Here is a 25,249-nt window from a genome sequence, read left to right on the forward strand (position 1 = left end):
GATGTTCGGCTGTATGACCAGGTTTTCAATGCTGGCGGCGCTGACGCTGCTCGCGAGCCAATCGGCAGTAGCGGCCATGGGGCCGTTCGAGATCTACGAACAGGCGTTGCGCAATGACCCGGTGTTCCTCGGCGCAATCAAGGAACGCGATGCCGGTCTGGAAAACCGCGCCATCGGCCGCGCCGGGCTGTTGCCGCGCATCGGTTACACCTATAACAAGGGCCGCAACTCGTCGAAAGCCACGTCGCTGGACGAGCGCGCCCGCAATCGTACCGATGATCGTAACTACAGCAGTTACGGCTCGGCGCTGACTCTGCAACAACCATTGCTCGATTACGAGGCGTATGCGGCGTATCGCAAAGGTGTGGCGCAGTCGTTGTTCGCCGACGAAGCCTTCCGTGGCAAGAGCCAGGAATTGTTGGTGCGTGTACTCGACAACTACACCAAGGCGCTGTTTGCCCAGGACCAGATCGACATCGCGCTGGCGAAGAAGAAGGCCTACGAGCAGCAGTTCCAGCAGAACGAACACCTGTTCAAGCAGGGCGAGGGCACCCGCACCGACATCCTCGAAGCCGAGTCGCGCTATGAACTGGCGACCGCCGAGGAAATCGAGGCGCGCAACGAGCAGGACGCCGCGCTGCGCGAACTGGGCGCACTGGTCGGCACGCCGGCCGTGGACATCGGTGATCTGGCGCCGCTCAACCAGAACTTTCAGACCTTCGCTCTACAACCGGCTAATTACGATACCTGGCACGAACTGGCGGTTAGCAACAACCCCAACCTCGCCTCGCAGCGCCAGGCCGTGGAAGTTGCGCGTTACGAAGTGGAGCGCAACCGCGCCGGGCACCTGCCGAAAGTCAGCGCCTACGCCTCGATGCGCCAGAACGAATCGGAAAGCGGCAACACCTACAATCAGCGTTATGAAACCAACACCATTGGCTTTGAAGTCAGCGTGCCGCTGTATGCCGGTGGCGGCGTATCCGCCTCGACCCGCCAGGCCAGCCGCACCATGGAGCAGGCCGAATACGAACTGGACGGCAAGACCCGCGAGACGCTGATCGAACTGCGCCGCCAGTTCAGCGCTTGCCTGTCCGGGGTGAGCAAACTGCGCGCCTATCAGAAAGCCCTGAGTTCGGCCGAAGCACTGGTGGTGTCGACCAAGCAAAGCATTCTCGGCGGTGAGCGGACCAACCTCGATGCGTTGAACGCCGAGCAACAACTGTTCACCACCCGCCGCGATCTGGCGCAGGCGCGGTATGACTATTTGATGGCCTGGACCAAGTTGCATTTTTACGCCGGGACCTTGAACGAGCAGGATCTGGCGCGGGTGGACGAGGCATTTGTGGTCGCCGGGCAGCCCTCACCCTAACCCTCTCCCAAGGGGAGAGGGGACCGATTGGGGGATGCTGAAGAAGTCCGCCGACCTGACGGTTCGATAGTGAATTCACTACAGAAGCTGAGTTGGACTCGGTTCGAAGCTCAACACAAAACGGCTCCCTCTCCTGGGGGAGAGGGCTGGGGTGAGGGGAAGCAGGCGACACCATAGAAAAGCCTGCCACAAAAACAATAAAAGCGAGAACAGAACATGGACGTACGCATCAAGCCGGTTTCGGTCGGCACCCTGCTGTTTGTAATCTCGGCAACACCGGCCTGCGCCGCCTACCTCGAAGCCGGCAAACCCGGCGATCCAGCCAGTTGGCGCAGCGCCGAATTCGTCCGCGACTGGGGCTTGAGCCGCATGCAGGCCGAGTACGCTTACGCGGCGGGCATCACCGGTAAAGGCGTGAAAATCGGCGCCCTCGATTCCGGCTTCGATGCCGCCCACCCGGAATTCAGCCGCGACCGCTACCAGCCGGTGCTGGCCAGCGGCACTTACCTCGACGGCTCAGCGTTCAACGTCGACGGCACCCTCAACCCCAACAACGATTCTCACGGCACCCACGTGGTCGGCACCCTGGGCGCCGCGCGCGATGGCAGCGGCATGCACGGCGTTGCGTACAACGCGCAGATCTACGTCGGCAACACCAACAACAACGACAGTTTCCTCTTCGGCCCCAGCCCCGACCCACGCTATTTCAAAGCGGTGTATGACGCGTTGGCCGATGCCGGCGTGCGCGCGATCAACAACAGTTGGGGCAGCCAGCCGCCGGATGTCAGCTATCGCACACTGGCCGACCTGCATGCCGCTTATGCCCAGCACTGGAATCAAGGCACTTGGCTCGACGCGGCGGCGGACGTATCGCGCCGTGGCGTGATCAACGTGTTCAGTGCCGGTAACAGCGGCTACCCGAACGCTAGCGTGCGCTCGGCGCTGCCGTACTTTCAGCCGGATCTGGAAGGCCACTGGCTGGCGGTCTCCGGGCTGGATCAAAGCAATCAGCAAAAGTACAACCAGTGTGGCATCGCCAAATACTGGTGCATCACTACCCCCGGCGCGAAGATCGACAGCACCATTCCTGGCGGCGGTTATGCAATCAAGTCCGGCACCTCGATGGCCGCACCACATGCCACCGCCGCGCTGGCGCTGGTGATGGAACGCTATCCGTACATGAACAATCAGCAGGCGTTGCAAGTGCTGCTGACCACCGCAACGCAACTGGATGGTTCGCTCACCGATGCGCCAAACGAACGCGTCGGTTGGGGCGTGGCCAATCTGAACCGGGCGATGCGCGGACCGGGGCAGTTGCTCGGCGCGTTTGACGCCAATCTTGGGGCAGGGCAGAGCGATGTCTGGAGCAATGACATCTCCGACAAGGCGCTGGTCCAACGGCAAAACGAAGACCTCGCCGAACACCGCGCCTGGCAGCAGACCCTGCAAGACAAGGGCTGGCAGAACGGCGTTCCAGCCGGTGCCAGTCAGCAGGATCAGACCGATTACGCTGTCGGCACGGCGCGCGATGCGGCAGCAGCGGGGCGCGTATACGAGGGCAGCCTGAGCAAATCGGGCGCCGGGCATTTGGTCCTGAGTGGCGACAACACCTATCGCGGGCCGACCACGGTCAATGGCGGGCTGCTGTCGGTCAATGGCTCGCTGACTTCAGCGGTCACGGTCAACAACAGCGGCACCCTCGGCGGCTCTGGACGCATTGCCACGCTGTCGGTGAAAAACGGCGGGCGAGTCGCGCCGGGCAACTCCATCGGCACCTTGAACGTCGCCGGTGATGTGACGCTGGCCGCAGGGTCGACTTATGCGGTGGAGCTGTCGCCGACCAGCAGTGATCGCATCGTCGCCGGCGGCACGGCGAATGTGAGTGGCGCCACCGTCAGCCTTTCACTGGAAAACAGCCCGACGCTGCTCAGCACTGCCGAGGCGCAAAGCCTGCTCGGTCGCCAGTACAACATCCTGCAGGCGGCTGGCGGTATTCAGGGCCAGTTCGGCGCGATAGTGCCCAATTACCTGTTCATCGGCGGCAACCTCGATTACGCGGCCACTGGCATTCAACTGAACATCGAGCGCAACGCGACGTCGTTCGCCAGTGTCGGCCAGACGCCGAACCAACGCTCGGTGGCCGCTGCCGTCGAAGGACTGGGCGCCGGCAACGCAGTGTTTGAAAGCCTGCTGCGTGCGCCAGACGCGCCAACTGCGCAACAGGCGTTCCAGCAGTTGAGCGGCGAAATCTACCCGGCGCTCGGCACGATGCTGATCAATGACAGCCGCCAGGTTCGTGACGCGGTGGGCGAGCGCCTGCGCGACAGCCGTGCCGGGCAAAGCAACGGCTGGGTCAAAGCCCTCGGCGCGTGGGGGTCAACCGATTCGGGCCACGACACGGCCGGCTACAACACCTCGATCGGTGGCCTGCTGGCGGGTGTCGATGGCGCACTGGACGAGCAGACCCGCATCGGTCTGGTCACCGGTTACAGCGACAGTTCGCTGAGCATGGGGTCGGGCACGCACTCGTCGGCCAAGGTCGACAGCTATCACCTCGGTGCCTACGTCGGGCACGAAATCGGCGCCTGGCGCTTGAGCACTGGCGCGGCGTACAGCTGGCAGCGCGCCGATGTGCAGCGCGACCTGCATTACGGCGACGTCAGCGGTAAACAGAAAGCCAAGGTCGACGCGGCAACCACACAAGTGTTCGGCGAGGCGGCCTATCGAGTCGACCTGCAACCGTTGGCGCTGGAGCCGTTTGCCAACCTGGCCTACGTGCACCTGGACACTGAAGGTTTGACTGAAAAAGGCGATGCGGCAGCGTTGAAAAGCTCGGGCGATCAGCGCGACGCGGTGCTCAGCACCCTCGGTGTACGGGCGCGCAAGACCTTCAATATCTCGAGCGGGCAAGCGCTGGACGTCAGCGGCAGCCTCGGCTGGCAGCACAGCCTCAGCGACATCGATTCCGAGCAGCACCTGCGCTTTGCCAGCGGTGGCACGCCGTACGCAGTGCAAAGTTCAGCGCTGGTGCGCGACGCCGCGCTGGTCGGTGTGCAGGCCAGCCTGGCGTTGAGCAAGGACGTGCGGGTCAACCTCGATTACCACGGACAACTGGCCAGTCGCGAGAAGCTGCACGGCGTCGGCCTGAGCCTGAACTGGCAGTTCTGAACACTGGTCCTCTGACGTGATCGTTCCCACGCTCTGCGTGGGAATGCCTCAAGGGACGCTCTGCGTCCAGTGACGCGGAGCGTCACGGGCTGCATTCCCACGCGGAGCGTGGGAACGATCAGCGTGCGGATTGAGACGGATTTTTCGCAACAACACTAAGGAAGGTCGCTGGATGAACAACAACAATACCCCCGCGCAAACGGGTGGCCGCTTTGCCCTGAAAACCCTGACCCTCGCCGTGCTTTGCGCCATTGGCACAGCCCACGCTGCGCCTTACGTGGAGAACGGCCGCACGGGTGATCCGTCGAGCTGGCGCAGTAGCGAATTCCAGGCCGATTGGGGCCTGGGCGCAATCGGTGCCGATTACGCCTATGCCGCCGGTTACACCGGTAAGGGCGTGAAACTGGGGATCTTCGACCAGCCGGTGTACGCCGCGCATCCGGAGTTCTCCGGCAGCAATAAAGTCGTCACCCTGGTCACCCGCGGGATCCGCGAATACACCGACCCGTACATCCCGGTCAAAGCCGGGGACGCGTTCCTCTATGACGGCTCGCCTACGGTCGGCTCGAACGGCAAACTCGGCGCTCACGGCACCCACGTCGGCGGCATTGCCGCTGGCAGCCGTGACGGTGGCGTCATGCACGGCGTGGCCTTCGGCGCGCAGATCATCAGCGCCGACAACGGCGACCCCGGCCCGGAAGACGGCATCGTGCGCGGCAACGACGGCGCGGTGTACAAGGCCGGTTGGGATGCGCTGATCGCCAGCGGCGCGCGGATCATCAATAACAGCTGGGGCATTGGTATCACCGACCGCTTCGACCTCGGTGGCCGTGATCCGGCGTATCCGCACTTCACCGTCAATGACGCGCAGTTGCAGTTCAACGAGATCCGCACGCTGCTCGGGACCAAACCCGGCGGCGCCTATGACGGCGCCATCGCCGCGGCGCGCAGCGGCATCGTCACGATTTTCGCCGCAGGCAACGACTACAACCTCAACAACCCCGATGCGATCGCCGGCCTTGGCTATTTCGTCCCGGATATCGCGCCGAACTGGATCACCGTCGCCGCCCTGCAACAGAACCCGGATCTGGCCAGCAGTAATCCGTACATCATGAGCACGTTCTCCTCGCGCTGCGGCTACACCGCGAGCTTCTGCGTGGCCGCGCCGGGCACGAAAATCTACAGCTCGATCATCGAGGGCACCAACCTCGACAACCTGAGCACCAGTTACGCCAACTACAACGGCACCTCGATGGCGGCGCCGCACGTTGCCGGTTCGGTGGCGGTGCTGATGGAGCGCTTTCCGTACATGACGGGCGATCAGGTCGCTACCGTTCTGCGCACCACCGCGACCGACCTTGGCGCACCGGGCATCGACGCGCTGTACGGCTGGGGCATGATCAACCTGCGCAAGGCCATCGACGGTCCGTCGATGTTCGTCACCGAGCAGGACATTCCCGCCGAATTTCGCATCGACGGCGCCTACGGTTCCGGTCAGTTTGTCGCCGATCTGCCGGGCATCGGCGCAATCATCGATAAGGGCAAGCCGACCGAGCGCGTATGCACGGACATCACCTGCGGCCTCGACACCTGGCGCAACGATATTTCCGGTCACGGCGGCCTGACCAAACAGGGCATCGGCACCCTGGTGCTGACGGGCAACAACACCTACAGCGGCCCGACCCTGGTCAATCAGGGACGGCTGGCCATCAATGGTTCGCTGCAATCGGCCGTCACCGTGAATGACGGCGGTATCCTCGGTGGCAATGGCCGTGTCGGCGCGTTGGCGGTGAACAGCGGCGGCACGGTGGCGCCGGGTAACTCGATCGGCACGCTGAATGTTGCCGGTGACGTGACCTTCGCGCCGGGTTCGACCTACGCCGTCGAGCTGTCGCCGACCAGCAGCGACCAGATCGTCGCCGGTGGTAAAGCGGTCATCGAAGGCGCCACGGTGAGCATGTCGCTGGAAAACAGCCCGACCTTGCTGACCACCAGCGAAGTGCAGAGCCTGCTCGGTACGCGTTACAACATCCTGCAAGCGGCCGGTGGCATTGAAGGACGCTTCGGCCAGGTGTTGCCGGATTACGCCTTCCTTGGCGGCACGTTGGCGTATTCGGCGGACGGCATTCAACTGGCGGTGGGGCGTAATGACGCCTCGTTCGCCAGCGTCGGCCTGACGCCAAATCAGCGCGCGGTCGGTGCGGCGGCTGAGCGTCTGGGCGCCGGCAATGCCTTGTTCGAAACCCTGCTGCTGTCGCCAAACGCGGCGTCGGCGCAGCAAGCGTTCCAGCAACTCTCCGGCGAGATTCATCCGGCCATCGGCACCTTGCTGATCAACGACAGCCGCTACCTGCGCGAAGCGGTGGGTGAGCGTCTGCGTGAGCGCGATCTGTTCAACGCGGATGCGCCGACTGACGATCGCAGCAACGCCTGGGTCAAGGTGCTGGGGTCGTGGGGCAAAAGCGATGGCGGCCACGAGAACGCCGATTCCACGAGCTCGATCGGTGGTCTGCTTGCCGGTGTCGACGGCTTGATTGCTGAAGATACACGCCTGGGTTTCGTCACCGGTTATAGCGACAGCTCGTTGAGCATGGGCAGCGGCACGCATTCGTCGGCGTCGGTCGACAGCTACCACTTGGGTGCGTATCTGGGGCATGAGGTCGATGCCCTGCGCTTGACCGTTGGCGGCGCCTACAGCTGGCACCGCATCGATGCCAAACGTGATCTGCAATTTGCCGGTGTCAGCGGCCAGCAGAAAACCAAGCGCGATGCGACCACGGCGCAGTTGTTCACCGAGGCCGCTTACGACCTGGGCCTGCAACCGATGAATCTGGAGCCGTTCGCCAATCTGTCCTACGTCCACCTCAACACCGACAGCTTCACCGAAAAGGGTGACGCGGCGGCGCTCAAGGGCGGTGAGGACAACCGCGACGTGGTGCTGTCGACCCTCGGCGTCCGGGCCAAGCGCAGCTTCGCCTTGTCTGATCAGCATCAGCTGGAACTGGGCGCGAGCCTCGGCTGGCAGCACAACCTGAGCAGTGTCGACGCCGACAGCCACCTCGCATTCGCCAACGGCAACAGCGCGTTCACCGTGCAGAGCGTGTCGATGGATCGCGACGCAGCGGTGGTCGGCGTGCGCGCCGGTCTGGCGCTCAATCGTGACGTGCGGGTCAATCTGGATTACAACGGTCTGGTGGGCTCGAACGAAAAAGACCACGGCGTGGGGCTGACTCTGGATTGGCAATTCTAAAACGCTGTTTTTGAGATGAGCGGCAGTGCCTGCGGGCACTGCCGGTTCAAGGGAAGAGAGGGCACGACATGGGATTGTTCGATTACCGAAATGCCGATGGCAAAGCGTTGTACAGCGACGCCATCGCCCTGACGCTGTATGCCTACTCGCCGACCGGCAAACCTTTGCCGGCCACCGCCTGGGCGCCCGTCGCGGCGTCGGCGCTGGGTTATCAGGGCAAGGTCGGCCCGCTGGGCACGTTCTTCGGTGAGCAGGACGGCTACACCAGCGCCGAGGCCGAAGTGCTCGGCAAATATGATGCCGCCGGCAAGCTGATCGGCATTGGCATCGCCTTTCGTGGCACTGGCGGGCTCGGTTACAGCGACACCTACGGCGACATGAAAAACAACCTGCTGGCCGCTTTCGGTCCATCGGATTACGCGAGCAACTACGCGAAAAATGCCTTCGATAATCTGCTCAAGGCTGTTGCCGCATTTGCCATCGCCAACGGCATCGCCGCCAAGGACGTGTTGATCAGCGGCCACAGCCTTGGCGGGCTCGGGGTCAACAGCGTGGCCGAGCTGAGCACCAGCCACTGGGGCGGGTTCTTCAAGGATGCCAGTTACATCGCCTTCGCCTCGCCGACCCAGAGCAGCACCGGCAGCAACGTGCTGAACATCGGTTATGAAAATGACCCGGTGTTCCGCGTGCTCGATGGCACGACGTTCAGCAGCGGCTCGCTCGGCAAGCACGACGGCGCGCACGATTCGACCACTGACAACATCGTCAATTTCACTGACAACTACGGGTCCACCGCGCAGAACCTGGTGCCGTTCAGCATCGTCAATCCGCTGAACTGGTCGGCCCACAGTTCGCTGGGCTATGCCGATGGCTTGAACCGGGTGATCGACTCGCAGTTCTATCCACTGACCCATAAGGACTCGACGATCATCGTCTCCAACCTGGAAGAGGCTTCGCGCGGCAAGACCTGGGTTGAAGACCTTGGTCGCAGCGGCGAGCCGCATGTGGGCAGTACGTTGATTATCGGCACGCACAGCAGCGACTGGCTCAAGGGCGGCAGCGGTAACGACTTTCTGGAAGGCCTGGGCGGTGACGATCGGTTCCGCGATGACGGCGGTTTCAACATTCTGCTCGGTGGTCAGGGGCACAACACCTTCGAACTGCAAAAGCCGCTGCAGAACTTCAGCTTCGCCAACGACGGCGACGGCACCCTGTACGTGCGTGACGCTTATGGCGGCATCAGCCTGACCCGTGACATCGGCGCGCTGGTCAGCCAAGAGGCGGGGTCGTGGTGGGGCAGCAAGGAGATCACCTGGGGTGTCACTGCCAAGGGTTTGAGCCATGGCAGCGAGCTGACCCACTACAACCATTCGCTCAGCGGCGATGGTTACGGCAATGCGCTGCACGCCAGCGCTGACGGCGACTGGCTGTTCGGCCTCGGTGGCGACGACCGCCTGATCAGCGACAAGGGCCAAGTGACCTTTGTCGGCGGCGCTGGTAATGACGTGATGACGGCGGTGGGAGGCAACAACACGTTCCTGTTCAGCGGCGCCTTCGGCTTCGATGCGATCAATGGATATCAGGGCAGCGACAAACTGGTGTTCATGGGCGTCGAAGGCGCGGGGCAGGGCTACGACTACAAACAACACGCCGCGCAGTCCGGTGGCGATACCGTGCTGAAGATTGGCGACTATGCCGTGACCCTGATCGGGGTCGGAGTGGCTAACCTGTCGGACTCGGCGTTCGTTTTCACCTGATGGCAAATCTGTAGGAGATCCAATGTGGGAGCGAGCCTGCTCGCGAAAGCGCTGTGTCAGCGAGGCAAATATTGACTGACAGATCCCATTCGCGAGCGGGCTCGCTCCCACAATGAAAAATCTAAAGCAGTAGTGACAATGCTCCGGGGCGTCCCCGTGGGGCGCTCTGGCTGTGAGCTATCTCTGAACAATTCCAACAACAAGAGAGGCAATAGCAATGGGTGTGTATGACTACAAGAACCTCGGTACGGCCGATTCCAAGGCGTTGTTCAGCGACGCCATGGCGATCACGCTGTATTCCTACCACAACCTCGATAACGGCTTCGCCAGCGGTTATCAGCACAACGGTTTCGGTTTAGGTCTGCCGGCCACGCTGGTCACCGCGCTGATTGGCGGGACCGATTCGCAAGGCGTAATCCCTGGCATTGCGTGGAACCCCGACTCGGAAAAGCTCGCCCTTGAAGCGGTGCAAAAGGCCGGATGGACGCCGATCAGCGCCACGCAATTGGGCTATGACGGCAAGACCGATGCACGCGGGACGTTCTTCGGCGAGAAACCCGGCTACACCAGTGCGCAAGTGGAAATCCTCGGCAAATACGATGCCCAAGGCCATCTCACCGAATTGGGGATTGCCTTTCGCGGTACCAGCGGCCCGCGGGAAATCCTCATTGGCGATTCGATCGGCGACGTGATCAACGACCTGCTCGCTGCGTTCGGTCCTGCCGATTATGCGAAAAACTACGTCGGCGAAGCGTTCGGCAACCTGCTCAACGATGTCATGGCGTTCGCCAGGGCCAACGGTCTTACCGGCAAGGACATTCTGGTCAGCGGCCACAGTCTTGGCGGGCTGGCGGTCAACAGCATGGCGGACCTGAGCGGCGGCAAGTGGGGCGGTTTCTTTGCCGACTCCAACTACATCGCCTACGCCTCGCCGACCCAGAGCAGCACCGACAAGGTGCTCAACATCGGCTATGAAAACGACCCGGTGTTCCGCGCCCTCGACGGCTCGACCTTCACCGGCGCTTCGGTAGGCGTGCACGATGCGGCGCACACCTCGACCACCGACAACATCGTCAGCTTCAACGACCATTACGCCTCCAGCGCCTGGAACGTGCTGCCGTTCTCGATCCTCAATATTCCCACTTGGATTTCGCACTTGCCGACCGGTTACGGCGACGGCATGACGCGGGTGCTGGACTCGAAGTTCTACGACCTGACCAGCCGCGATTCGACGATCATCGTCGCCAACCTCTCGGACCCGGCGCGGGCTAACACCTGGGTGCAGGACCTCAACCGCAACGCCGAAACCCACAAGGGCAGCACGTTCATCATCGGCAGCGATAACAACGACCTGATCCAGGGCGGCAGCGGCAACGATTATCTGGAAGGCCGCGCCGGCAACGACAGCTTCCGCGACAGCGGCGGCTACAACATCATTCTTGGCGGGCAGGGCAGTAACAGCCTCGACCTGCAAGGTTCGGTGAAGAACTTCGAGTTCGCCAACGATGGCGCTGGCAACCTGTACATGCGCGATGCCAGCGGCGGCATCAGCATCACCCGCGACATCGGCAGCATCGTCAGCAAAGAGCCGGGCTTTCTCTGGGGGCTGTTCAAGGACGACGTGGTTCACAGCGTCACGGCCAGCGGCCTGAAGGTTGGCAGCAACCTCAGCGCGTACGAATCCAGCGTGAAAGGCAGCAGCGGCGCCGATACGCTCAAGGCTCATGCCGGCGGCGACTGGTTGTTCGGGCTCGACGGTAACGACCACCTGATTGGCGGCACTGGCAACGATGTGTTTGTTGGCGGCGCCGGCAATGATCTGCTCGAGTCGGGCGGGGGCGCCGATACCTTCCTGTTCAGCGGCGCGTTCGGCCAGGACCGGGTGACCGGTTATACGGCCAACGACAAACTGGTGTTTCTCGGCGTGCAGGGCGTTTCGCCGGCGGAGGATTTCCGGGCGCATGCCAGCAGCGTCGGCCAGGACACCGTGCTGACGTTTGGCAATGATTCGGTGACGCTGGTCGGGGTGTCGCTCAATAGCCTGAGCGGCGACGGGATTGTTATCGCCTGATGGGGTGGCGCTTATTGCGCCGGATTGCCGGTGATCCGGCAATCCGCTATCGCCAGCAGGCTGGCTCCTACATTGAAAATCTGATTCAAAGACCGAGATCGGACAGCCCTGGGTGATCGTCCGGGCGCCGGCCCAGCGGCCAGAGGAACTTGCGCTCGCTTTCCTTGATCGGCATGTCGTTGATGCAGGCGTAACGCTGGAACATCAAACCGTTGTCATCGAATTCCCAGTTTTCGTTGCCGTAGGAACGGAACCAGTTGCCCGAATCATCGTGCCACTCGTAGGCATAACGCACCGCGATGCGGGTATCGGAGTAGGCCCAGAGTTCCTTGATCAAACGGTAATCCAGCTCTTTGGCCCACTTGCGGGTGAGAAAGGCCTTGGCTTCTTCGCGGTTGGTGGCGAACTCGGCGCGGTTGCGCCATTTTGTGTCGAGGGTATAAGCCAGCGAGACCCTTTCCGGATCGCGGCTATTCCAGCCGTCCTCGGCCAGACGCACCTTTTCGATGGCCGATTCGCGGTTGAACGGTGGCGATGGCGGACGTACCTGGGCTGCAGTCGACATATCAGTCTCCCTAATGAGTTAACAATCAAACAACATGTCCGGCTTATAAAGGCATTACAGCCCCAATAACTTTCGCGCCATGCATTGCGCATTATCGGCGGCACTGTGATCACCCATCACAAGCGCTACGGTAATGGCGCCGTCGATCAGGATCAGTAATTGCCTGGCCAGCAACAACGGATCTTCGGCGCCATGTTCGGTACAGAGCTCGCACACATAGTCGAGCAGCTTCTGTTTGTGTTCCTTGGCGACCCGCCGCACCGGGTCCTGCGCGTCGCCGGTCTCGCCACTGGTATTGATGAATGCACAGCCGCGAAAGCCCTCGGAGGCGAACCAGCCTGTGAGCACGCTGAACAGGTTGAGCAGGCGATCGGCCGGGGTTTCGGCCTGATCGACAGCGTTTTTGTACCAGTCCATCCAGCGGATATCACGGCGTCGCAGTGCGGCAACGACCAGCGCGTCCTTGTCGGCAAAGTAACGGTAAATACTTTTTCTGGAAACGCCGGCGGTCTTCACCAGAAGATCCATGCTGGTGGCGGCGATGCCACTCTTATAGATCAGCTTTTCGGTGACATCGAGAATGATGTCGCGGGTCTCACTGCTAGTAAGTTCGTTCATGCTGCGAACAGTAGAACGGATGTTCTCCTTGGTCAAGCAACTTCTTTCCTGGCCTTGAAATCGCCTTCGCGAGCGGGCTCGCTCCCACATTTGAAATGCATTCCCCTGTGGGAGCGAGCCTGCTCGCGAAGGGGCCATCACAGACACTCACGAGACCCGAAGGGAACGATGGTGTAAGCTCTCAACCTCTTCGGATTCGACCCATTGCGAGCCCTATGCCGTTGCTTTTCAAACGTTCCCTGCTGCCCAAACTGCGCAGCTTCCCGCTGACCGCCGAGGCCGTGACCATTCTGTCCGGTGCCGCCGAGTTCCGTCGTTGCCTGCTGGAAAAAATCGCCAGCGCGACGCAGCGCATCTACATCGTCGCGCTGTATCTGCAGCAGGACGAAGCCGGTCAGGAAATACTCGATGCCCTGCACGCCGCCAAACTCAAGCGCCCCGAGCTGGAAATCGCCGTGGTGGTCGACTGGTTGCGCGCGCAGCGTGGCTTGATCGGTGCCGGCAAGCAGCCGGGCAATTCGGCGTGGTATCAGGAAATGACCCGCACTCACGAAAGTGAAGTGCCGGTGTACGGCGTGCCGGTGCAGACCCGCGAACTGTTCGGCGTCTTACACCTGAAGGGCTTCATCATTGATGACTGCGTGGTGTACAGCGGCGCGAGTCTGAACAACGTTTATCTGCACAAGTTCGACAAGTACCGCTTCGACCGTTATCACGTCCTGCACAGCCACGACCTGGCGGACTCGATGCATCACCTGGTCAAGCACGGTCTGATTGAATCGAAGGCGGTTCATCGCCTCGATCTGCCCAACCTGCCGACCACGCGCAGCCTGCGCAACGATATCGGTGATCTGCGCAGCCGCTTGAAATACGCCACGTACGACACGGCCAAAGGCAGCAGCGGCAGGGAAGGGCTGTCGGTCAGCCCGCTACTGGGTGTCGGCAAGAACAACCCGCTGAACCGGGCGATTCTCGAGCTGATTGCCAGCGCGCAGACCCAACTGACCATCTGCACGCCGTACTTCAACCTGCCGCTGGGGGTGATCCGCGAAATCAACCGGGCCTTGGCGCGCGGGGTGAAGATCGACATCGTGGTCGGCGACAAGACCGCCAACGACTTTTACATTCCGCCGAGCGAGCCGTTCAAGGTGATCGCCGCGCTGCCGTATCTCTACGAGATCAGCCTGCGCCGCTTTGCCAAACGCCATCAGCGCAACATCGACAGCGGTCAGTTGAACCTGCACCTGTGGCGCGACGGCGACAATACCTATCACCTCAAAGGCATGTGGGTCGATCAGCGTTACACGTTGCTGACCGGCAACAACCTCAATCCACGGGCGTTCCGCCTCGACCTGGAAAACGCACTGCTGATCGATGATCCGAAAGGTGAATGGCTGGCACCGCGAGCGCAGGAGCTGGAAGAGATATTCCGCCACACCACGCGCATCGACAGTTTTCAGAACCTGGAGACGCTGCCGGATTACCCGGCCGGGGTGGCCAAGTTTCTCAAGCGCGTGAGTCGGGTGCGGATTGAGCGGTTGCTTTACCGCATTTTGTAAAACCCGATTGATGTAGCGCGGCGAAAAACGCCTTCGCGAGCAGGCTCGCTCCCACAGTTGCAGTGCATTCCCCTGTGGGAGCGAGCCTGCTCGCGAAGAGGCCTGTTCAGGCGCTACAAACCCTAGTTCAGGCCCAGCTTGCCGCGCAACGTCGACAAATCCTCAGCCAAGGTATTCACCGGGCCGACCAGCGCCTTGCGGTCGTTGTCCTTGACCTTGTCGTAGGTCTCGAACCCGCCATCAGCGGTTTTGTACTTGGCGAGGATTTTGTCCACGGTGGCAAAGTTCTTGTCGACCTTGGCGGCAAATGCCTTGTCCTGCTGCTCGATCTGCGGGCGGAACAGGTCGACGATTTTTTTCGCGCCATCGATGTTGCCCTGGAAGTCATAGAGGTCGGTGTGGCTGTAGCGATCTTCTTCACCGGAAATCTTTGTCGCGGCGACTTCTTCGAGCAGCGCCGCCGCGCCACCGACGACTTTTTCCGGCGGGAAAGTCAGGCCGGCGACGCGGGTCTGCAGGTCTTTGACGTCTTTGTTCAAACCGTCGGCCAGTGCGTCGAGCCCTTGCGTCGACTTCTCCGAAAACAGTGAATATTCGAGGCGGTGGAAGCCGGTGAAGTCCTCGGCCTTGACGCCCTTTTCGTGATCGTCGACGCGTGAATCGATGGATGCGTCGAGGTCGCTGAACAGTTCGGCAATCGGCTCGATCGACTCGTAATACACACGGGTCGGTGCGTAGAGTTTTTGCGCGGTGGCGAGGTCGCCTTTTTTCACGGCGTCAGTGAACTGCTGGGTGTGGCTGGCCAGTTCATCGAGCTTTTCGGTGACATAGATCTTGTAGTCCGACACCGGTCCCACCAGATCCAGCGGTGCCGTCGCGGCGAAGGCCGACAGCGGGGTGTTGAGCAAACCAAGGGTCAGCAGTAAAGCGAGTGGGGTCTTTTTCATCGGGGCGGCTCCAGTGTGTTTTCAGGCGGCAGTTTTTGGTTGGGTGGCGTTGAGCAGCGAGCGACCGATAAAGTCCTTGTCGCTGGTGACACCGGGCAGGGTGAAGAAGTAGCCGCCGCCGACCGGTTTGAGGTATTCCTCAAGCGGTTCGCCGTTGAGGCGGGTTTGCACGGTGATAAAGCCTTTTTCCAGGTCGGCCTGGTAGCAGATGAACAACAGGCCCATGTCGAGTTGACCGTTCTTGTTCACACCGTTGGAGTAGTTGAACGGCCGGCGCAGGATCAGGTTGGCCTGGCTCGCGGCGGTGCGCGGGTTGGCCAGTCGGATGTGGGCGTCGAGCTTTGTCAGCTTGCCGGCCGGGTCCTTGCGGTAATCGGGGACCTGGCTTTCATGCTCGGCGCCCATCGGCGCACCGGTGGTTTTGACCCGGCCAATGATGCTTTCCTGTTCCTGCAACGGCGTGCGGTCCCAGCGTTCGACGAAGTTGCGGATGATCCGCACCGCCTGATAACTGCCGTGGGCCGCCCAGGCCGGCTCGTCGCTGCCGGGCTGCACCCAGACCAGCCGATCCATTTCCTTGCCGTCGTTGGAGTCAGGGTTGGCCGAGCCGTCGCGAAAACCGAGAAAGTTGCGCGCCGATTGCGCCGGCACGCCCGGCTTTGCCGGGGCTTGCGGCGGTACGCTGCCTTCCTGTTTCCAGCGCACCAGCAGCAGGTCCGGAAGGTTTTTGACGATGTCGCGCAGCGCATGAATGTTGGTGTCGGCAGTGTTCGAGCAGAACTGCAGGCTCAGGTCGCCGTGGCAGCAATCGGCATCCAGCGCGTCGTTGGGGAAGCCGACCATGCGTTGCAGACGTTTCGGCTTGGCTGCGGCGAGACCGAAGCGCTCGTCGAACAGCGAATCACCGACAGACACGGTGATGGTCAGGTTGTCCGGCGTGACATTCGGGCCAAGGATGCCGGAATCCGGCGGCGGCAGTTTCGGATCGATCTGCGCCACCGGACCGCCCTTCATCAGAAACGCGATGCGCTCGTTGAGGGTGCGGAACAGCCGCTCCAGATCGTTTCGATCACTGGCCAGCACATCGAACGCCACCAGCATGCCCGAGGCCGGGCGCGGCGTGACAATTCCGGTTTGGTGTACGCCGTGGAAATCGTGGCGGTCTTCGGTCTTGTCGCTGCTTGGCGCTTCGGTGACTTGCGCCGGCGCGGCGGCCATGGCCGGGCAGCTCAGGGCCGAGCCGGCGAGGGCGACACCGGCGGCGCCCATGCCCATGAGCACACGGCGACGTTGCAGGTTGAGCGTTTCGAGTTCTTTCATCGGGGTCAGGTCTTCTGCTTACAGGCCGGAAAGGCCAAGGGCGGGATCGATGCCATTCAGCGCGTCGGCCAGGGCCTGGGCTTTATTGGCGAGCTGCTGACGTTGTTCGCCGCTGACGCTGTCGTAGCTGGCGTAGCCGTCGGCAAGCTTGTGGTTGCTCAGCGCGGCCTCAAAATCGGCCTGCGCGGCGTCGATTTTCGGCAACAGCTCGGCGGCGGATTTGCTCAGCATCGGACGCAGTAGATCGACGACCTTGTGCGCGGTCTGCGCATTGGCGGCGAAACCGTTGAGGTCAGTGTGGCTGTAGCGTTCTTCTTCACCGTTGGCTGCGCGCACGTCGGCGAGCGTGTTGAGGTTGCGCACGACGATGCTCACCAGTTGCTCCGGTGGCAGTGACTGGGCGAGCAGTTGCTGTTTCAACTCAGTGACGTCGCTGAGCAGTTGTTGCGCCACCGGCGCCAGGCCGTCGAGTTTGCGTTGCTGGAACAGCGCGTATTCGAGGCGATGGAACCCAACGAAGCCCGGATCCGCTTCGCGTTTTTCGAAGTAATCGGCGCGGGCATTGATGCGGTTATCCAGTTCGGCGAGGCGTTGCGCCGCCGGGGCCAAACGCTGATAGGCAGCACGCGCCGGCACATACAGCGCCTGCGCCTGACTCACATCGCCGTTGGCGATCGCCTCATTCAGGGCGCTCACGGTTCTGATCAGTGCGCTGCTCTGGCTGGCCAGGTACACGCGAAATTCCGACAGCGGCCCGACAAACGCCACCATCGACGGCTTGGCTTTGGCCGCGGCGTCGGACGCTGCGGTCGGGGTCACATGCAAGGTGCCACGCGGATTGCTCAGCAAGCCGCAGGTGATCGCATAGTCGCCGGGTTGCAGATTGGCGTTGATTACCTGACTTAGCCCCGGTGCAATGTTTTCGCGCTCTTCGACTACCAGCACGCCGTCGAGGATTTCCCATTCCACGGCGCGGTCCGAACGGTTGACGATACGGAAACTGGCGCGCCCGGCCGGCACGCTCAGGGCATTCGGCTCGCAGTTACCGGGATGGATGTTGACCACCACTTCGTCGCGGTTATGCTGACGCTTGGCAGCGGCCAATTGCGACGCGTAATAGAACAACCCGCCGGCGGCGATCATCACCACCACCGAACCGGCCAGCGCCCAGCGCAAGGCACGGGGAGGCGAGGCCTGTGGAGTTTTAGGCTTGGACATGGAGGCCCTTATTGGCTGGAAACGGAAGTCGATGACACGGATGGCGCGGGCGCCGGCAGAAAGAACATCACCAGCGCCACCAGCAGGTAGATCACATAGGCACCGAGGGTGCTGAAAGTCGGTGCATCCTGATAACCGAACATGCCGGCCAGCACCGCGCCCAGCGGGCCATCCATCGGCAGGGTCGCGCTGAAGTCGAACAGCACGGTCTGCCAGTGATTCCACAGCCCGGCCTCATGCAGCGCCTGCACCGAGTTGGCGAGGATGCCGGCGGCCACCACCAGAATGAACAGCCCGGTCCACTTGAAGAACGCCGAGAGATTGAGGCGCATGCTGCCGCTGTAGATCAGCAAGCCGACGATGACGGCCAGTACCAGCCCGAGCAGTGCGCCGATCGGCGCGCCCGGACCTTCGCTCTGCTGGAACACCGCGAGCAAAAAGAACACCGTTTCCAGGCCTTCGCGGGCGACAGCGAAGAACACCATGGCGATCAACGCGATCACCTGATGCTTCGACGCGGTCAGCGCCTGATCCAGCGAGGCCTGCAGCGAATGCTTGATCGAACGGGCGACCTTGCGCATCCAGAACACCATCGAACTGAGAATGCCCACGGCGACCAGCCCGACGACGCCCTCGAACAGCTCCTGTTGCTTCTGCGGGAATTCAGCGCTGACCAGTTCCAGGCCACCGCCGACCAGCAAGGCGAGGGCGGCAGCGAGGAAAACCCCGATCCACACGGCGGGCATCCACTGCCCACGGCCGGTTTGCTGCAGGTAACTGGCGATGATGCCAACGATCAGCGCGGCTTCAATGCCTTCGCGCAGCATGATCAGAAAGGGAACGAGCATTCGGCACAACCAACGGTGATTTAGATAGGTGGCTAAGTTGTAACATAATGACACTCATTCCCAAATGGCACTGATTGACATTTAGCTGAACCTAACCTGAACAAAACCGATCTTCGCCTCACCCATATCCCTTGTAGGAGCGAGCCTGCTCGCGAAAGCGGTGTGTCATTCACTTTATGAGTCAACAGGCAGACCGCTATCGCGAGCAGGCTCGCTCCTACAGGGGGGGGTGTGGATAGCCACGATTCTGCGTACGCCACCAATCCTGTGGGAGCGAGCCTGCTCGCGAAGACGGCGGCACTTTCAACATCGTAGCCGCCTGACCCAACGCCTTCGCGAGCAGGCTCGCTCCCACCGGGGTAAGATGCCGGCACCGGAATAACCATAAGGCTCGCCGCGTTCCATGTCGGAAAAAGACACCATCGCCATTCAACTGGTGCGCGAAGCGCTGTTGCAAAGTTGTGCGCCTGGCGCGGGCACGCAAGAGGTTTTGCGCAAGGTCGGAATTGATCCGGCATTGCTTGAGGCCGAGCACGCACGGGTGCCCGCATCGCAGTACGCGAAGCTCTGGCGCCTGTTGGCCCGACGCTGCGACGATGAGTTTTTCGGCATGGACCCGCGCAAGCTCAAGTCCGGCAGCCTGGCGTTCCTGTGCCGCAGCGCCATGGCGCAACCGACGCTGGCGACGGGGCTGGATACCGGGCTGGGTTTTCTCTCGCTGATGCTCGAGCGGCTGCCGGCGCAATTGGTGCACCAGCAGAGTCTGGCGGAAATCGTCCTGCTCGAAGACCACCCCGAACCGCGTCGCGCTTTTACCTACTTCACCTACTGGATGATCGTCCACGGCGTTGCCTGCTGGCTGGCCGGGCGGCGCATCCCGATTCTGGCGATCGAGCTACGTTGCCCGGCGCCAGACTTCACCGACGACTATCAAGTGATGTTTTCGCCAAACCTGCGTTTCGGGCGCCCACGCACGCGGATGATTTTTTCCGCCGACTGCCTCGACCTGCCGATCAAGCGCAGCCCCGAAGAACTGCAGCGCTTCCTGGCCCATGCGCCGGCGAACATTCTGGTGAAATATCGCGATCCCGAGAGCCTCGCCAGCCGGATCAAGCACGATTTGCGACAACTGCCTGCCGAACAATGGCCGGAAACCGAAGCGCTGGCCCTGCAGTTGTGCATGTCCGCGTCGACGTTGCGCCGTCGCCTGGCGGTAGAAGGGCAGACTTATCAAGGGCTCAAGGACAGCGTGCGCAAGGAACTGGCGATCTCCTGGCTGGCGGAGCCGTCGATCAGCTTCGCCGAAATTGCCGCGCACCTAGGCTTTGCTGACGTGAGTTCGTTCTACAAGGCGTTTCGCAAGTGGTCGGGGTCGAACCCCGGCCACTATCGTAGCCTGATCCTCAGCCAGCCAGCGGGATCCAGCCCGGCTGAGCACTGAATCAAAGCTCCTTCACACTGACCAGCGCCGTTGTGCCGGTGCCAAATGCGGAGGCTTTGATGCGCAAGCTCAATTCATTCTTCGCACCGCGCAACACGTAGATATGATCCGACAGTTTCGGGCTTTCGAGTTTGTAGAGCTTCACGCTGCCCTTTGGATACCGTGTGGGATCAAGCTCCAGCACGGCATGAATTTTGTTGGCGCGAGAGGAAACGTTGTGGCGGTTCTTGCCAAACAGGGTTTCCGACAGCTGCTGGCGTGGCATTGAATTAGGGGCCAGGTCGGTCACGTACAATCCGACGACACTGCGCTGCGGCCTGCCGTAAGCATCGTTCGAGGAGTTATTGATGAACGACGTGCTCAAGGCTTTGATCGACGCCAGCTTTTCCTTGTTGACGTAATGATACAGACGCTCGGGCAGGGTCTCGATTTCGGTTTCGATGACGGCCGGGAATCCACTGCTGTCAGCAATCGCCCGGCGTGATGGGCCCGGCGCCTCGTTATTGGAGCCGTCGTGCGCGCGTTTGTTAGGCGCTCCGCCCCTCAGGTACAGCCGGTTATCTATCGTCCAGCGCCCTTGACCGTCAGAAGTCAGGAAGGGGCCCGGACGGGAATTGTCCACGGGGTCAATGATCAGCACCGGACCTTCTTCAATCGAGACGCGAAAGAATTGCTCGCCAACCAGCGCGTGCCACCTGTCGTTGTAGCGATACAGGCCCTTGTTTCGCCCTTGTGCGATCGCCGGGCCCAGATCCGCCGGTTTTTTCAGTGCAAAGCTGTCGAGCAGTGCCTGCTGCCCCTCGGAATACGCAGCCCGCGGCTTGGCCCATGCGTTTGTGGTGCTCGCCTGGTCTGTCTGCGGGTGCTGCTCACTGGGCAGCGTTGCGTGTTCTTCAACTGGAATATCTGGCGCAGCGGGATCTGGATTTTCGACCGAATATTCGAAAACCTCAGGCTCGATGAGCGGCGCATTGTTGATTTTTCCAGCGCCCTTGGAGAGGCGTCCCGCGTGCATCAGGACCGCAGCGAGGTTGAGCAGCAGGTCAGCGACGGCAAATGATTTGTCCTGACCGTCCGATGCCGATAGCGCTTGAAGGTCAGCCTTGAGGCTGACCGCCAATTGCAGCAACCATCCCGCAGTGGCCGCCGGCCCGGTGACCAGTGGTAGCAGCGATTCGAATATCAACCAGCCAAGCGTCTTGAAGTTGGCCCAGCGACTCTCGGCGTTGGACACCGACTGCCGGTCCGCCAGCTCCACCAGCGCCTGGCTGTTGGCCGCGTACAACGGTTGAAATATATCGCCCTGCAGGGCGGGCGATACGGTCATTTCCCAACGCAGGCGAATTTCGTTGGCACCCAGCAATCCAGTGTGACGCACCGAGGCTTTGTACCAGTCGTGAATACTTTTTTGCAGCGCAGCATCCGATTCGATCGCGCGTTGCAGATGTTCCCTGGAGGCAAATTGAATCAATGAAGGCGAATAGAAGGGGCGGTAAAGCACCACCGGTGCATTGCGTTCGGTGCCTTCAATGACAAACATGTTCAGCACTTGACCCAGGCGCAGATGCAAGGGACTGACGCGCAGCGTGTTCGCCGCTTGTTGCTCGTCAGCCAGTGCGATGATCAGGTTGGCACCGTTATCATCAAATCCGTGCTCACCGCCAAGTTTTGCCTGCAGTGCCTGCAGGGGGAGCTGGTCGCGTAATTGCACCTTGAACAGGTTTTGTCGCGACGCCGCTTCGTTTGGGTCATCCAGCAGGTGTTGTTTCAGATACGCAGGATAGGTGCGTCCGATGTCAACTGCCTGGATAAGTGCTTTGGCGTATTGCGGGGTCAGCCAGTCCGGTACGTTTTGCTGCTGCAAGCCTTTGACGGTCATCTGCCCCCAGGGCAGGCCGGCAAGATTCTCCAGTGCAAAGTCGATAACGCCCAGGCGCTTCGTTTCCTGAATTCCCCAGCCGCCGGGAACGCCTTCGGAGACTTTGATGTGCAATTCGATGCGATCGGGATCGACCGGTTCATGTCCGTCGCGACTCATCTGCTCGATGAGGGCCTGATAGGTGAAGTCGCGGATGGAGAGCAGATGGGTGAAGAACGTTGCGCCGTCGTACTGCCAATGCGTGGCGGCCATCGCTGCAACAAAACGCCGATAAGTCCGGCGGTCGTCAGCATCCGCGTGTGCAAGCCACGACGGCAAATGCCTGTCGACGTTCTCTGCGTGAGTAATCATATGCCTCGTACCCGCAAACAAGCGAAGCGGGTCGGTGATCTTGTCGAACTGTTGCTCGGCGCTGACGAACATTTGATCGACCGGAAACCTGATGTTTTGCAGATCGAGCAATTGCCGATCGATCAAAACCCGCGCCAGTTCATCAAAAATATCGGCATTCGGTTCATAACGCTGGACGCTCAGAGATGCAACTTCCCAGCGCAGTTGCAAGTGCTGAGCGACGTTTTGTATGCACGCCGACTCGGTGCTGAACCTTTCCCAGGCACCAGACGGTTGAATCAATACGGTGCCTGACGTGTCGGTAACCATCAGCGCCGGATAAATCAGCGAACAGGCATCCTCGCCTTCATTGATGGTGAATTTCAATAAACACGCCGAGGGCCGCAAATGCTCATTGAACAATGCCCTGTGCTGTTTTTCCGGTCTGATGACCAACCCCGTCAATGCAAAATAAAACGCTTCATCTTTCTGGTGAAGTGCCTCATTGATATTAGACGCGCAGGCATCTTTCAATGCTTCCGACAACCATTGCCAGCGACTCATCTGGTTGTCGGCCGGTTGCTGCCAGTAATTCAGTAGTTGCTCTTGCAGGGTATCAACCAAAGTATGACAAATATCTTCGATAGCCGATTGGAAGTCGGCCAGGTCGATCTTGTCCCGATCGGCGGCGTTGACTGGAATGATCAGAGTATCTGCGTTTATCAGCAGGCAACGCCCAGCGGCGAAAGCTTGAAGAAACGCCTCAAGCAACGTGACTGGATCAGCGTCCGGGGGCAACTGAGGGTCATTATAAAAAAGTATATCCAGCGATAACGATGACGATGCCAGACAATGCTGGAGATAATTTTCCAGTTGTTGTCGGGCTGTTTTTCGTAGTGTCGGCCGGTCCTTGAACTGCGCCAATAGCGATTGTTCGAAAATGAAATCCTGTGCATCAGGAATGGTTGAAGAAAGTGACATGGCATACTTCTCAGTGAATAAAAATAATGACGGTTTGAAGTATTCACGAAGCTACCGATATACCCTGGCAATCGCCAGTGCATATGATTATCAACTTGTAAGCGAGAACGAATCGAGCTGAAGGATTTTGGCCAAACCAGTCAACCAGCTTGATGGCTTTGACCATTGCCCGGCGCCCCGTGCAGCGCGACTATTGCCCTGTTGTTTACGGTTCCCAGCCTAATAAAAACACCGAGGGATTCTGGCAATGCGCGATTACTTGTCTGCTACCGCACGGTTCAACTATCAGCACACCGTCGAGGCCGCGCTCAGCGGTTCGCTGGCGGCGCTCAACGCCTGTGTCGAATGCTGCGACCGCCACGCCTTGCCGGGGCGCATCGCGTTGTTCTGGGAGGGCCGCGACGGCAGCAGTGCGACGTACACCTTCACTGACCTGCAAGACAAAGCCGCGCGTTTCGCCAACTTCCTTCTCGCCCAGGGCGTGCAGAAGGGCGACAGGGTCGCCGGACTGCTGCCGCGCAATGTCGAGCTGCTGATTACCGTACTCGCCACCTGGCGCATCGGCGCGGTGTATCAGCCGTTGTTCACCGCATTCGGCCCGAAAGCCCTCGAACATCGGCTGAACAGTTCCGGCGCCAAAGTCGTGGTGACCGATGCGGTGAACCGGCCGAAACTCGCCGAAGTCGCCGATTGCCCGACGCTGGTCACCGTGGGCGGCGCCAAGGGCCAAGGCATCGTGCGCGGCGATTACAGCTTCTGGGCCGAGTTGGCCAACTATTCCAGCGCATGCAAACCGGTGCTGCTGACCGGCGAAGATCCGTTCCTGCTGATGTTCACCTCCGGCACTACCGGCCCGGCGAAAGCGCTGTCGGTACCGCTCAAGGCCATCGTCGCTTTCAAGAGTTACACCCGCGATGCCGTGGACCTGCGCCCGGAAGATGCGTTCTGGAACGTGGCCGATCCGGGCTGGGCCTACGGCATCTATTTCGGCGTCACCGGGCCGTTGGCGCTGGGCCATCCGATCACCTTCTACGACGGCCCGTTCACCCTCGAGAGCACCTGCCGGGTGATCAACAAATACGGCATCAGCAACCTCACCGGGTCGCCGACGGCCTACCGGCTGTTGATTGCCGGGGGTGAGGAATTCGCCAAGTCGATCAAGGGCAAACTGCGCATCGTCAGCAGTGCCGGCGAGCCGTTGAACCCGGAAGTGATTCGTTGGTTCGCCGACCATCTCGACGTGGTCATCCACGATCATTACGGCCAGACCGAACTGGGCATGGTCCTGTGCAACCACCACGGCCTCGACCATCCGGTACACGTCGGCGCCGCCGGTTTCGCCTCGCCGGGCCACCGCATCGTGGTGCTCGATGAACACCACAACGAACTCGGCGTCGGCCAGCCTGGCATTCTCGCCATCGACCGCCCGCAATCGCCGATGTGCTGGTTCGGCGGCTACGAAGGCGCGCCGACCAAGGCGTTTGTCGGCAACTATTACCTCAGCGGCGACACCGTCGAGTGGAACCCGGACGGCAGCATAAGCTTCGTCGGCCGCAGCGACGATGTGATCACCACCTCCGGTTACCGCGTCGGCCCGTTCGATGTAGAGAGTGCGCTGATCGAACACCCGGCGGTGGTCGAAGCGGCGGTGGTCGGCAAACCCGACCCGGAGCGCACCGAACTGGTCAAAGCCTTCGTCGTGCTCAGTGCGCAATACCGCGCAGCGCCCGAGCTGGCTGAAGAACTGCGCCAACACGTGCGCAAGCGTCTGGCCGCGCATTCGTACCCGCGGGAAATCGAATTTGTCAGCGAATTGCCCAAGACCCCGAGTGGCAAATTGCAGCGCTTTATCTTGCGCAACCAGGAAATCGCCAAGGCTCAAGAGGCTGCGGCGCATAACGTTTCAGCTTGAATCGAAGGAAACAGTC

15 protein-coding genes are annotated in these 25,249 nt (G+C 61.1%); 8 read left to right on the forward strand and 7 right to left on the reverse strand.

Going from position 1 to position 25,249, the window contains the following annotated elements; genetic code table 11:
• The first annotated feature begins 1 nt into the window (after nt 1).
• From ACGSLL_RS01085 to ACGSLL_RS01105, 5 genes are all read left to right on the forward strand, one after another.
• Nucleotides 2–1,369, forward strand: coding sequence for a TolC family outer membrane protein (locus ACGSLL_RS01085; protein ID WP_394502292.1), 1,368 nt, complete (start codon nt 2–4; stop codon nt 1,367–1,369).
• Between the two features lie 216 nt (nt 1,370–1,585).
• Nucleotides 1,586–4,537: an autotransporter serine peptidase EprS gene (gene eprS, locus ACGSLL_RS01090; RefSeq protein ID WP_394502294.1), complete on the forward strand. Its 2,952-nt coding sequence runs from the start codon at nt 1,586–1,588 to the stop codon at nt 4,535–4,537.
• Nucleotides 4,538–4,709: 172 nt separating this feature from the next.
• Entirely contained in the window at nt 4,710–7,787 is a 3,078-nt protein-coding gene (locus ACGSLL_RS01095) for an autotransporter domain-containing protein (protein ID WP_394502297.1), read from the forward strand.
• 68 nt (nt 7,788–7,855) lie between these two features.
• Entirely contained in the window at nt 7,856–9,544 is a 1,689-nt protein-coding gene (locus ACGSLL_RS01100) for a polyurethane esterase (protein WP_394502299.1), read from the forward strand.
• Nucleotides 9,545–9,761: 217 nt separating this feature from the next.
• On the forward strand, nt 9,762–11,615 hold the full coding sequence (locus ACGSLL_RS01105; protein ID WP_394502301.1) for a polyurethane esterase: 1,854 nt from the start codon (nt 9,762–9,764) through the stop codon (nt 11,613–11,615).
• A gap of 85 nt (nt 11,616–11,700) precedes the next feature.
• Here the strand turns inward: ACGSLL_RS01105 and ACGSLL_RS01110 are convergent, their stop codons facing one another.
• Together ACGSLL_RS01110 and ACGSLL_RS01115 are read right to left on the reverse strand one after the other, a co-directional pair.
• The gene (locus tag ACGSLL_RS01110; RefSeq protein WP_394502304.1) at nt 11,701–12,180 is read right to left on the reverse strand and encodes a nuclear transport factor 2 family protein; all 480 of its coding nucleotides are present in this window, start codon (nt 12,178–12,180) and stop codon (nt 11,701–11,703) included.
• A 54-nt stretch (nt 12,181–12,234) separates the two neighbouring features.
• Entirely contained in the window at nt 12,235–12,798 is a 564-nt protein-coding gene (locus ACGSLL_RS01115) for a TetR/AcrR family transcriptional regulator (protein ID WP_394502306.1), read from the reverse strand.
• Nucleotides 12,799–13,013: 215 nt separating this feature from the next.
• On the opposite strand from ACGSLL_RS01115, the gene pssA reads away from it, so the two are divergent.
• Complete coding sequence (gene pssA, locus ACGSLL_RS01120; protein WP_394502308.1) at nt 13,014–14,357, forward strand: CDP-diacylglycerol--serine O-phosphatidyltransferase; 1,344 nt, start codon at nt 13,014–13,016, stop codon at nt 14,355–14,357.
• A 122-nt stretch (nt 14,358–14,479) separates the two neighbouring features.
• Here pssA and efeO (ACGSLL_RS01125) read toward each other — a convergent pair whose 3' ends face one another.
• From efeO (ACGSLL_RS01125) to efeU, 4 genes are read right to left on the reverse strand one after another with little or no spacing between them, the layout of a single operon-like run.
• Nucleotides 14,480–15,304 carry an iron uptake system protein EfeO gene (gene efeO / locus ACGSLL_RS01125; protein WP_394502310.1) on the reverse strand — a complete coding sequence of 275 codons (825 nt, stop codon included), beginning with the start codon at nt 15,302–15,304 and terminating at the stop codon, nt 14,480–14,482.
• A 21-nt stretch (nt 15,305–15,325) separates the two neighbouring features.
• Entirely contained in the window at nt 15,326–16,624 is a 1,299-nt protein-coding gene (efeB, locus tag ACGSLL_RS01130; RefSeq protein ID WP_394502312.1) for an iron uptake transporter deferrochelatase/peroxidase subunit, read from the reverse strand.
• Nucleotides 16,625–16,642: 18 nt separating this feature from the next.
• Nucleotides 16,643–17,842 (reverse strand): iron uptake system protein EfeO, encoded by a 1,200-nt coding sequence (efeO, locus tag ACGSLL_RS01135; RefSeq protein WP_394502314.1) that lies wholly within the window; start codon nt 17,840–17,842, stop codon nt 16,643–16,645.
• Between the two features lie 8 nt (nt 17,843–17,850).
• Nucleotides 17,851–18,690 carry an iron uptake transporter permease EfeU gene (gene efeU, locus ACGSLL_RS01140; protein ID WP_394502316.1) on the reverse strand — a complete coding sequence of 280 codons (840 nt, stop codon included), beginning with the start codon at nt 18,688–18,690 and terminating at the stop codon, nt 17,851–17,853.
• A 403-nt stretch (nt 18,691–19,093) separates the two neighbouring features.
• Here efeU and ACGSLL_RS01145 point away from each other — a divergent pair, with 403 nt between their 5' ends.
• Nucleotides 19,094–20,131 (forward strand): AraC family transcriptional regulator, encoded by a 1,038-nt coding sequence (locus ACGSLL_RS01145; RefSeq protein ID WP_394502318.1) that lies wholly within the window; start codon nt 19,094–19,096, stop codon nt 20,129–20,131.
• A gap of 1 nt (nt 20,132) precedes the next feature.
• Here ACGSLL_RS01145 and ACGSLL_RS01150 read toward each other — a convergent pair whose 3' ends face one another.
• Complete coding sequence (locus tag ACGSLL_RS01150) at nt 20,133–23,321, reverse strand: dermonecrotic toxin domain-containing protein (RefSeq protein ID WP_394502320.1); 3,189 nt, start codon at nt 23,319–23,321, stop codon at nt 20,133–20,135.
• A gap of 247 nt (nt 23,322–23,568) precedes the next feature.
• On the opposite strand from ACGSLL_RS01150, the gene ACGSLL_RS01155 reads away from it, so the two are divergent.
• Complete coding sequence (locus ACGSLL_RS01155; protein ID WP_394502323.1) at nt 23,569–25,233, forward strand: AMP-binding protein; 1,665 nt, start codon at nt 23,569–23,571, stop codon at nt 25,231–25,233.
• Nucleotides 25,234–25,249: the final 16 nt, after the last annotated feature.

The organism is Pseudomonas retamae (assembly GCF_043496865.1).
GTDB lineage: Bacteria > Pseudomonadota > Gammaproteobacteria > Pseudomonadales > Pseudomonadaceae > Aquipseudomonas > Aquipseudomonas retamae.